2 protein-coding genes are annotated in these 2,588 nt (G+C 73.1%); one reads left to right on the top strand and one right to left on the bottom strand.

Going from position 1 to position 2,588, the window contains the following annotated elements:
• Window positions 1-37 precede the first annotated feature (37 nt).
• Window positions 38-424 carry a hypothetical protein gene (locus KBX53_RS29210; protein WP_030336806.1) on the bottom strand — a complete coding sequence of 129 codons (387 nt, stop codon included), beginning with the start codon at window positions 422-424 and terminating at the stop codon, window positions 38-40.
• 177 nt (window positions 425-601) lie between these two features.
• On the opposite strand from KBX53_RS29210, the gene KBX53_RS29205 reads away from it, so the two are divergent.
• Window positions 602-2,588, top strand: a 1,987-nt coding sequence (locus KBX53_RS29205) for a DEAD/DEAH box helicase (RefSeq protein WP_210862827.1), incomplete at its 3' end; no start/stop codon positions are given.

Raw genomic sequence — 2,588 nt, 5'->3', positions numbered from 1 at the left:
CTCTTGATCAACGCGGGAAAAGGGGGTGGGGGTGGGGTTAGTGGAGGAGGGCGTTGTTGAGGGGTTGGGCGTCGTCGGGGGCGGGGCGGTCGCGGCGTAGCTCGGCCAGCAGGTCGGGGCGGCCGAGTTGGCGGGCGACCCGGTCGACGACACGTTCCGCGGCGGTCAGCGAGCGCACCGCGAGCAGACGGCCGCGACTCTCGCGGCGCAGCACGAAGTAGTGCACGGCAACGCGGACCTGACCCCGATCGGCGGCGCTGGCCTGGGCGGTGCAGAGGACCAGCTCGCGCAGGCAGCGGGCGAGACGTTCGGCGAGCTCGAGCTCCGGGCCGTGCAGGCCGGCGCGGAGGGCGGCGAGATGACTGTCGACCTTGCGAATCAGCACGTCGGTGCCCGGTTCGACGGTGCGCTGCTCGCCGGCCATCACATCCCCTCACCCCGGTTCGCGTTGCGAGTGAAGTTACTTTATGTTGCTCCTCAGAAGCAAGCAGTTAAGTGAGACTTAACGCATTAAGCGCACGTTCCACGCTTTTTGCCTTTTGCTCGCCCATTCCGTCGTGAGCCGTTCGTGGATGTCAGACCGGAGGGGCACGATGGACCGGTGACCGGGGCAGACGCAGACGCCGGCGCGGTGCTCGCCGGGTTCGGCCCGGCCACCCGCGCCTGGTTCGACAACGCTTTCGCCGCGCCGACCGCCGCGCAGATCGGTGCGTGGCGGTCGGTCGCCGCCGGTCGCAACGCGCTGGTGGTGGCGCCCACCGGCTCCGGCAAGACGCTCGCTGCCTTCCTCTGGTCACTGGACCGGCTGGCCCGCGAGCCGGCACCGACCGAGCCCCGCCAGCGGTGCCGGGTGCTCTACGTCAGCCCACTCAAGGCCCTCGCCGTCGACGTGGAGCGCAACCTGCGCGCCCCGCTGGCCGGCATCCGGCAGGCGGCCACCCGGCTGGGCGTGGCACCGCCCGACATCACCGTCGGCATGCGCACCGGCGACACGCCCGCCGACGAGCGACGGGCCTTCGCCCGCACCCCGCCCGACATCCTCATCACCACGCCCGAGTCGCTGTTCCTGCTACTGACGTCGGCGGCCCGCGACTCACTGCGCGGCATCCAGACGGTGATCGTCGACGAGGTGCACGCGGTGGCCGGCAGCAAACGCGGCGCCCACCTCGCCCTCTCCCTCGAACGCCTCGACGAGCTGCTGCCCGCCCCGGCGCAGCGCATCGGCCTCTCGGCCACCGTCCGCCCGATCGACGCCTGCGCGCAGTTCCTCGGCGGTGCCCGCCCGGTCGACGTGGTGCAGCCGGCCACTCCGAAGACCATCGAGGTCAGCGTGCAGGTCCCGGTGGAGGACATGACCCGCCTGGACGAGCAGGAGCAGCCACCGGAGGACGACCTCGGCGGCCCCGGGCCACGTCGGGCGTCGATCTGGCCGGCCGTGGAGGAGCGGGTCTTCACCCTCATCGGGCAGCACCGCTCGACCATCGTCTTCACCAACTCCCGCCGCAGCGCCGAGCGCCTCTGCGCCCGGCTCAACGAGCTGGCCGCCGAAGCGGCGACCGAGGGTGCGACCGGCGTACCGGAAGGGTTGTCGGCCGACGACGACCCGACGACCGGCGCGCAGCGGTGGGGTGGCCCTGCCGGCCCGGTGCGCAACCGGCCACCGGCCGAGGTGATGGCCCAGTCCGGGGCGGCCACCGGCGCGGCACCGGTGATCGCCCGCGCCCACCACGGCAGCGTCTCCCGGGAGGAACGCAAGCACATCGAGGAGGCGCTCAAGTCCGGCCAGCTGCCGGCGGTGGTGGCCACCTCCAGCCTGGAGCTGGGCATCGACATGGGCGCTGTCGACCTGGTGGTGCAGATCGAGGCGCCGCCGAGCGTGGCCGCCGGGCTGCAACGGGTCGGCCGGGCCGGGCACCAGGTGGGCGCCGTCTCCCGTGGAGTGGTCTTCCCCAAGCACCGTGGCGACCTGCTCTCCTGCGCGGTGGTCGCCGAGCGGATGACCGACGGCGCGATCGAGGAGCTGCACTACCCGCGCAACCCGCTGGACGTGCTGGCCCAGCAGATCGTCGCGATGGTGGCGCTGGAGCCGTGGGCGCTCGGCGACCTGGCCGTGCTGGTCCGCCGGGCCGCACCCTTCGCCGAGCTGCCCGACTCGGCGCTGCACGCCGTGCTGGACATGCTCTCCGGTCGCTACCCGTCCACCGCCTTCGCCGAGCTGCGCCCCCGACTGGTCTGGGACCGGGCCACCGACCTGCTCACCGGCCGCCCCGGCGCGCAGCGACTCGCGGTGACCAGCGGCGGCACCATCCCCGACCGGGGCCTGTTCGGGGTCTTCCTGGCCGGTGCCGAGCGGGCCGCCCGGGTCGGTGAGCTGGACGAGGAGATGGTCTACGAGTCCCGGGTGGGCGATGTCTTCCTGCTCGGCTCCTCCTCCTGGCGCATCGAGGAGATCACCCCTGACCGGGTGCTCGTCTCGCCCGCCCCGGGGCAGGCCGCGCGCATGCCGTTCTGGAAGGGCGACCAGCTGGGTCGGCCGGTGGAGCTGGGCCGGGCCATCGGCGCCCGGGTGCGCACCCTGCTGCGACAGA

Source organism: Micromonospora sp. M51, from assembly GCF_018070305.1.
In the GTDB taxonomy this organism is placed as follows: domain Bacteria; phylum Actinomycetota; class Actinomycetes; order Mycobacteriales; family Micromonosporaceae; genus Micromonospora; species Micromonospora parva.
This window is presented reverse-complemented; position numbering and strand designations above follow the sequence as displayed.

Excerpts from the sequence above, each read along its gene's own strand:
- KBX53_RS29210 (WP_030336806.1), bottom strand. The coding sequence starts at position 424 with ATGGCCGGCGAGCAGCGCACCGTCGAACCGGGCACCGACGTGCTGATT.